At 42.3% G+C, this 7,206-nt stretch carries 8 protein-coding genes; 3 read left to right on the top strand and 5 right to left on the bottom strand.

Annotated elements, in window-relative coordinates; translation table 11 throughout:
- Positions 1-2 precede the first annotated feature (2 nt).
- Positions 3-680 (bottom strand): ComF family protein, encoded by a 678-nt coding sequence (locus tag CWB60_RS15130; RefSeq protein ID WP_138579313.1) that lies wholly within the window; start codon positions 678-680, stop codon positions 3-5.
- Between the two features lie 73 nt (positions 681-753).
- Here CWB60_RS15130 and bioH point away from each other — a divergent pair, with 73 nt between their 5' ends.
- From bioH to CWB60_RS15145, 3 genes are all read left to right on the top strand, one after another.
- A complete protein-coding gene (gene bioH, locus CWB60_RS15135) occupies positions 754-1,491 on the top strand; it encodes a pimeloyl-ACP methyl ester esterase BioH (RefSeq protein WP_138579311.1) in 738 nt (245 codons plus the stop codon).
- A gap of 88 nt (positions 1,492-1,579) precedes the next feature.
- Positions 1,580-1,888, top strand: coding sequence for a hypothetical protein (locus CWB60_RS15140; protein WP_004588240.1), 309 nt, complete (start codon positions 1,580-1,582; stop codon positions 1,886-1,888).
- 5 nt (positions 1,889-1,893) lie between these two features.
- Positions 1,894-2,754 carry a putative metalloprotease CJM1_0395 family protein gene (locus tag CWB60_RS15145; RefSeq protein WP_138579309.1) on the top strand — a complete coding sequence of 287 codons (861 nt, stop codon included), beginning with the start codon at positions 1,894-1,896 and terminating at the stop codon, positions 2,752-2,754.
- 83 nt (positions 2,755-2,837) lie between these two features.
- Here the strand turns inward: CWB60_RS15145 and CWB60_RS15150 are convergent, their stop codons facing one another.
- From CWB60_RS15150 to greB, 4 genes are all read right to left on the bottom strand, one after another.
- On the bottom strand, positions 2,838-5,159 hold the full coding sequence (locus CWB60_RS15150; protein WP_138579307.1) for a Tex family protein: 2,322 nt from the start codon (positions 5,157-5,159) through the stop codon (positions 2,838-2,840).
- A gap of 211 nt (positions 5,160-5,370) precedes the next feature.
- Positions 5,371-5,952, bottom strand: coding sequence for a CBS domain-containing protein (locus tag CWB60_RS15155; RefSeq protein ID WP_004588243.1), 582 nt, complete (start codon positions 5,950-5,952; stop codon positions 5,371-5,373).
- A gap of 50 nt (positions 5,953-6,002) precedes the next feature.
- Positions 6,003-6,314 carry a hypothetical protein gene (locus CWB60_RS15160; RefSeq protein ID WP_029774183.1) on the bottom strand — a complete coding sequence of 104 codons (312 nt, stop codon included), beginning with the start codon at positions 6,312-6,314 and terminating at the stop codon, positions 6,003-6,005.
- 132 nt (positions 6,315-6,446) lie between these two features.
- Positions 6,447-6,920 carry a transcription elongation factor GreB gene (greB, locus tag CWB60_RS15165; protein WP_024033892.1) on the bottom strand — a complete coding sequence of 158 codons (474 nt, stop codon included), beginning with the start codon at positions 6,918-6,920 and terminating at the stop codon, positions 6,447-6,449.
- Positions 6,921-7,206: the final 286 nt, after the last annotated feature.

The following is a 7,206-nucleotide window of genomic DNA, read 5'->3' on the forward strand; positions in this document are numbered from 1 at the left end:
CTTTAAAGTGGCGTTAAACACGTAGCAAAAGCCCAGACTTGTTTAGCGCCCGCTTGCTTTAATACCCGGGTAGCCGCGTTGAGCGTGGCGCCTGTGGTCATTACATCATCTACAATAACCACCGTTTTACCGCTCATATCTTGTGTACATACAAAGGCATTTTTTACATTTTTAACCCGCTTAGCTCTAGATAATTGTGACTGTGCTTGCGTGGCTTTATTGCGTATTAGCGCATTACTTATACAAATATGTTTTGCCAAACACGGTTGCCACACTTGGCTTACCTGATTAAACCCGCGCGTTAAAAAGCGCCCTCGGTGCAAAGGTAAAATAATAGCTATGTCGGGCTGGGTAGTTAAATTTTCAAAAAACACCGATAGTTGGCGTTTAATTACTTGTTGCAGCGCTTTTTTATAGTGAATTTGATTATTAAATTTGAGCCGTTTAAGCCAATGCTCAAAAGGGGGCTGATAAAAAGCACAGGCTAAGAGCTTATCAAATTCGCAATGCGGAAACATTTCTACAATATCCGGGCGGTGCAATAAATTACTGTGTTTATTTAAATCAAACACGCCTAAATCCGTTAAGCAATAGTCGCACAACCCCTCTTGAGCACTAATAACTCCCTGACATTGCACGCAATAAGAAGGAAATAACCAATTAAAAAATGAGTGTTGCATTGGCTGCTCCTTGCGTTGCTTTCGTCAATGTAAGCGTTATGATGTGGCTAAGTTTGGTTAAGGTTAGGCAAATATGCAAAGCGAGTTAGTTTTATTACATGGTTGGGGCATGAACCAAGGCGTATGGCAATTAGTGCAGCCAGAGTTAACGTTTTTATACAGTGGCTCGGTGCGCAGCATTGACCTGCCTGGCTTTGGCAACAGCAATAGCTGCCCAAGCCCTTATAATTTACACGATGCAGCTGAAATCGTAAGCGAGCAACTTAGCCCTGGCTCTATTTTAATGGGCTGGTCGCTAGGAGGATTGTTCGCACTTTATATTGCTAAACATTGGCCAGATAAAGTAGCAAAAGTAATTTTAGTTGCCTCAAGCCCTTTTTTTTCCGAGGCAGATGATTGGCCCGGAATAAAAACCAGCGTGCTTGAGCAATTTAAAGAGCAATTAGTTAATCAGCGAGAAAAAACCATAGAGCGCTTTTTAGCTATTCAGGCCATGGGTAGTGAGTCGGCACGCGATGATATAAAGCAGCTAAAGCACTTGCTAAATCAGTACAACGCGCCTAAAAGTGAGGCATTAAGTGCGGGCTTAAATATTTTACACAATGATGATTTACGCAACGTATTTGCGCATTGCCCAGTGCCTATAAAAGCGATATTTGGCCGTTTAGATGCGCTGGTACCTTACAAAGCAATTAATAAAATGGCAGCACTAAATACTGAGTTTGAATACGAAGTACTAGATAAAGCCTCCCATGCACCGTTTATTTCTCATAAAAAAGAGTTTTTATCTGCCGTTAAATCAATGCTTTAAAATAGCCTAAAGAAAGGTACTGTTTAAAGCTTTATTTTGCCCATGAAGTGAGCGATAATTAAACAATATTTATTTTTGGAGGTACAGCATGGCTATTGGTTCAGTATTTAATAGTGGTGTAGAAGGGTTTAATCGTGCAAGCCAAGGTATAGAACGAGCAAGCGCAGAGATAAACCGTGCCACCATTGAAGAGCAAGACGATACGCAACTAGCCCAACAGCGCCAGTTAACAGCTGCGCGACCTGAAGAGGCTGTAACAGCGCCTGTTGCACAACCAGCTCGGGTTGACGAAGCGCTTGTTAATTTAAAAGTTGAAGAGTTTAATGCCAAGGCAAACACGCAATCTATTCAAACTGCAGATGAAGTGCTTGGTACGCTAATTGATATTAAAGTTTAAACGTTATGAATATTGTCACGCCATTTCCGTCTATCAATATAAACACCGCCAATGTTTATACGGAAACCGCTCGGCGTGACAACCAACTGCGCGAAGTTATTCCTGCCCCTGCACCCAATAGCGCCAGTAATACCGAAACCAAAGCACAAAGCGATGCTGATAAAGCAAAACTGCCAAGCAGTGCAGAAGCCGCCACCTATGATGCAACCGGTAAACTCAGTGATGAGCAAGCTGTTGAGCAGCGCCAGCAAGGCAGCGAAGATTCAGATAGCGAACAGCAACAAAACCAACAAGCAAGTGAAGATACCCCCGAAGAAGAGCAAGATCAGCAACAGCTAGAATTAGAACAACAGCAAATTGAAGAGCTTAAAGCGCGCGATACTGAAGTGCGTGTGCACGAACAAGCTCATGCATCGGTGGGTGGGCAGTATGCAGGCTCACCAAGTTATGAATACCAACGTGGACCAGATGGTACTAATTACGCTGTTGGCGGTGAGGTACAAATTGATGTATCTGAAATCCCCGGCGATCCGCAAGCCACTATAGATAAAATGCAAACGGTACGAGCAGCCGCACTTGCCCCTGCTGAACCTTCTAGTGCAGATAGAGCCATTGCCGCTGATGCAACCCAAAAAATGGCCGCAGCGCAAGCTGAATTATCAGCCCCTGCTGACGATGAAGCGCAAGCACAAGAGCCACAAAGTGCGTTATCAATAAACGAAACCAGCACTGCTGAGTCTCAAAACGATACTAATACCGAGCAATCACGCGACCCAGAAGTAGACGCACGAGCTGGCCGTATAGCCAATTTTTATCAAATGACTAGCTCACCCCAAAACGAGAGTGGTTTTTCTGCGTTTGGTTAAAACCAGCTAAGCATAATTAAAAAAGCCGCTCAATGAGCGGCTTTTTAGTTTAAGGAGACATCACTTAATGAAGCAAAAGGGTATTATTTTTTTACTTTTGCATTAGCAAATGCATCGGCAAAGGCATTACCCATCATGGCGTTACCGTTATCGCGCTTTGGTTTTGCTGCACGCGGTTGCTGGCCCTGATTACTGCGTTGCTTTTGTGGCGCGGCAGCGGGTTTATTGCTTGTGTCTATTTCATCATCTAAGCGCATAGTAAAGCTAATGCGTTTACGTGGGGCATCTACCTCAACCACTTTTACTTTTACAATGTCTCCGGCTTTTACTACTTCGCGCGGATCAGAGATAAACTTATTAGTAATTGCCGAAATATGCACTAGGCCATCTTGGTGAACACCTACATCAACAAACGCACCAAAGTTAGCAACGTTAGAAACCACACCTTCTAAAATCATACCGGGTTTTAGGTCTGTGATTTTTTCTACACCGGCTTTAAATTCAGCAGTTTTAAACTCAGGACGAGGATCGCGCCCAGGCTTATCTAGCTCTTTAATGATGTCGGTAACGGTAGGTAAACCAAACTTCTCGTCGGTGTAGTCATTAGCAACCAGCTTATTTAAAAACTCGCTATTGCCTATTAAGCTATTTACATCAAGGTTGTTACGCTCACAAATAAGTTTAACAACAGGATAAGCCTCAGGGTGAACTGATGAGTTATCAAGTGGGTCTTTACCCTGATTAATACGCAAAAAGCCTGCTGCTTGTTCAAACGCTTTTGGTCCTAAACGCTCAACTTTTTTAAGTTCGCTACGCTTAGTAAACGTGCCGTTAGTGTCGCGGTAATTTACTATATTTTGCGCTAAGGTTTTATTTAACCCCGATACGCGAGTAAGAAGCGGCACCGAGGCCATATTTAAATCAACACCCACAGAGTTTACACAGTCTTCTACCACTGCGGTCAGTGTTTGGCCTAATTGACTTTGCGATACATCGTGTTGGTATTGGCCTACACCAATTGATTTTGGCTCAATTTTAACAAGCTCGGCAAGTGGGTCCTGCAGGCGACGCGCAATAGATACCGCGCCACGTAAAGACACATCTAAGTTAGGAAATTCATTCGCTGCAAATTCAGACGCAGAGTAAACAGACGCGCCGGCTTCGCTTACCATAATTTTGTTTAATTTAAGCTCAGCATTGGCCTTAATAAGTTCGCCTACTAGCTTGTCAGACTCGCGTGATGCGGTTCCGTTACCAATCGCAATAAGTTCTACTTTATGCTGGCGACATAGTTGCTCTAATGTACGTAACGATTTTTCCCAGTGATTTTGTGGTGCGTGGGGGAAAATAGTTTGGGTTGTAAGCAACTTACCTGTGCCATCAACTACGGCAATTTTACAGCCAGTTCGCAAACCAGGATCTAGACCAAGCGTGGTACGCGGCCCAGCAGGGGCGGCCATAAGTAAGTCTTTTAAGTTTTTAGCAAATACATCTATAGCGCCGGTTTCGGCTTTTTCTCGCATTGCTGCTAAAAATTCATTTTCTAGGTGTAGGCCAAGCTTTATTTTCCATGCCCACTGCACAACACTTAATAGCCATGCGCTAGCTGCTTTATATTTCACATCTAAGCGGTAGTGATCAGCAATCATTTGCGCGCATAGCTGGGCTGCATTTTCGCTGCTCGGCTCTGGGTTAATACTCAGCTGCAAAATACCTTCGTTACGCGCGCGCAACATAGCAAGTGCGCGGTGAGAAGGGATCTTTTTAAGAGGTTCTTGATGGTCAAAGTAGTCGCGGTATTTACTACCGGCTTGCTCTTGACCGTCAATAAGTGTGCTTTGTATAGCGCCGTGTTGGCTAATGTGGCTTCTAAATTTAGCTAATAACTTGGCATCTTCTGCAAAGCGTTCCATTAAAATAAATTTAGCGCCATCCAGGGCTGCTTTGGTATCAGCAATGCCTTTGTCGGCATTTATAAACTGCTGCGCTTGTTGCTCTGGCTCTAAGTTTGCGTTGTTAAATAGCGCATCGGCAAGTGGCTCAAGGCCTGCTTCAATGGCTATTTGCCCTTTGGTACGACGCTTAGCTTTATAAGGAAGGTATAAATCTTCAAGCTCAGTTTTACTTTGTGCGCTGGTTATATCGGCACTCAGTGCTGGCGTTAATTTATTTTGTGATTCGATGGTTGATAAAATAAAGCTGCGGCGCTCTTCCAGCTCGCGCAAGTACGACAAACGTTGCTCTAAAAGGCGTAATTGCGTGTCGTCTAATCCACCGGTAATTTCTTTACGGTAACGCGCAATAAAAGGAACCGTTGCGCCTTCATCAAGTAATTTTGTAGCAGCAACAACTTGTTGCTGTTGTGCATTTAGCTCAGTGGCTAAACGTGCAGAGATATCGCTCATGCATAAACCTTTTAATACAAAAAATAAAACCAGAAAATCCCTCTGGTACTGTTATACCCAGCTTATTAAAGTTGCTATTTAATGAGTTTGGTAGGTATTTATTAGTTGAATAATATCACAGCAGGTTGTAATAAAAAGCTCTTAAAGCAAGCAATTTTGCCTGCTTTAAGATGGTTGGCTTGGCTGAGCTGACAAAGCGTAAAAGCGCGCTTTAGTGAGGGTGCTCTACGCTTTCTAAAACATCACTAAATGTGTGAGCAATAGGGGTAATATGCACTGGAATGTGTAACGTTTTAGCTATTTGACGCGCCGAGATTAACCCGCATATTTCGTTATTAGTGGTTGTTGCTAATAAAAACATGCTGCCTTGATGCTCCATTGTTTGTAGTGCATCGCCAATACTTGCATAGCTTAGGCTTTGCATACTTACGCCATTAAGTTGGCTAATAGGTGTCATAATGTAGCGTAAGCTCACTTCATTGCGGCTGGTATTTAAACGCTGTGCAATGGCCGTAATTTTAGCGCTTTGTAGGTCGGCACTTGAAACAATACCAATTAATTTTTGCGCATCATCAGTCACCAATACATAGTCAGAGTGCTCTGCTAGTACTTGTTTAAGCGCCTCGCTAATAGGAGTGTCGTATTGAGCCCGAATTGGCGTTTTTTGGGTAAAGTTATTGATTACGGTTAAAGCCGGAGATGTTAAATCAATAGTGGCTTGTTGATCTTCAAACGTGCTTGCAATAACGCCATGAGAAATATTTTGGGTACGTAATTCTTTAAAGTTAGACATAGTAGTCACCTTATTAGTTATAAAATTTAATCAAAAAGTAAAATTGTGAATTAAATTAAATAGCTAGGTGGACCACGTTGATATGCCGTACTAAAAGGACGGTATAGGTTTGTACTTTGGTAAAAAGATGAAACAGCATTAGGTAGCGGTTGAAACAACCTAATAGCAAATGCATTAACATGAGAATCTAAGTCAATGTCGGGGGTTGCTTGGTCAGGAAATTCACAAGCGATAAAATGATTAGATACACTGGCGTTATCTATACTTACTTCGGTGGTATTGGCATGCAGAGTCAAACTCACACTCATTAAAAGTGCAAACAATACGGCATTACTACATATGCGCTGTACTAAGTTTGACATAGCCACTACCTTAAAAATCAGGTTAAAGATAAACCTGCTAAACCAATATATATCCTAATGAGATATATTACACAATAAAAAATTTACCTGATCTGAATCAAAGTAGTTATTTATTAATAATGTTATGGGGGACTATTTTTGATATTCAATACTATTTACATACCATTCTTTTTTACCTTGCGGTGTAGGTACCTCAAACTCATCATCTACTTGTTTTTTTATCAGGGCGCGCGCCATAGGTGAGTCAATTGATATGTAGTCTTTACGGTCGTATATTTCATCAGGCCCTACAATTCTAAATTTTTTAACCTCGCCTTGTTCGTTTTCTATTTCTACCCATGCGCCAAAAAATACTTTACCGTCTTGCTGCGGCGAATAATCAATAACTTTTAAATCGGGTAGGCGTTTGCGCAAATACCGAACACGACGATCAATTTGGCGCAGTAAGCGTTTATTATATTGATAGTCTGCATTTTCTGAGCGATCGCCAAGGCTTGCCGCCCAACTTACTATTTTAGTGACTTCAGGGCGTTTAACGTTCCATAAATGGTCGTGCTCTTGCTGTAATTGTAAGTAACCTTCGCGGGTTATTAAATTTGTTTTCATGGGCTTTTATTCATTAACTCTAATGCTGTGCACGTTATTAAAATTGCTAAAATTTGTCGAGTGTAAACTTTAGGGCGTGTTGTTCTTTGATGGTCGAATTTTCAGCAGCATGTTTGGTTTTTAGGCAAGGCAGAGCCTATGAAGTGTGGTTATTCCCCATAAATAGGCGATAACGCAGCATAAATGCCAAACATGCGCTGCCCTTCGGGTTCTGCCTAGGGGCGATAAACTCTTTGTTACTCGGTTTTTACTTAGCCCACTAGGTTACAAAGCTCGCGCCGCAATT

The sequence above is a fragment of the Pseudoalteromonas sp. S327 genome (genome assembly GCF_005886415.1).
Classification (GTDB): domain Bacteria; phylum Pseudomonadota; class Gammaproteobacteria; order Enterobacterales; family Alteromonadaceae; genus Pseudoalteromonas; species Pseudoalteromonas atlantica.

Coding starts and splice junctions, on each gene's coding strand:
- CWB60_RS15130 (WP_138579313.1), bottom strand. CDS start 680: ATGCAACACTCATTTTTTAATTGGTTATTTCCTTCTTATTGCGTGCAA.
- bioH (WP_138579311.1), top strand. CDS start 754: ATGCAAAGCGAGTTAGTTTTATTACATGGTTGGGGCATGAACCAAGGC.
- CWB60_RS15140 (WP_004588240.1), top strand. CDS start 1,580: ATGGCTATTGGTTCAGTATTTAATAGTGGTGTAGAAGGGTTTAATCGT.
- CWB60_RS15145 (WP_138579309.1), top strand. CDS start 1,894: ATGAATATTGTCACGCCATTTCCGTCTATCAATATAAACACCGCCAAT.
- CWB60_RS15150 (WP_138579307.1), bottom strand. CDS start 5,159: ATGAGCGATATCTCTGCACGTTTAGCCACTGAGCTAAATGCACAACAG.
- CWB60_RS15155 (WP_004588243.1), bottom strand. CDS start 5,952: ATGTCTAACTTTAAAGAATTACGTACCCAAAATATTTCTCATGGCGTT.
- CWB60_RS15160 (WP_029774183.1), bottom strand. CDS start 6,314: ATGTCAAACTTAGTACAGCGCATATGTAGTAATGCCGTATTGTTTGCA.
- greB (WP_024033892.1), bottom strand. CDS start 6,920: ATGAAAACAAATTTAATAACCCGCGAAGGTTACTTACAATTACAGCAA.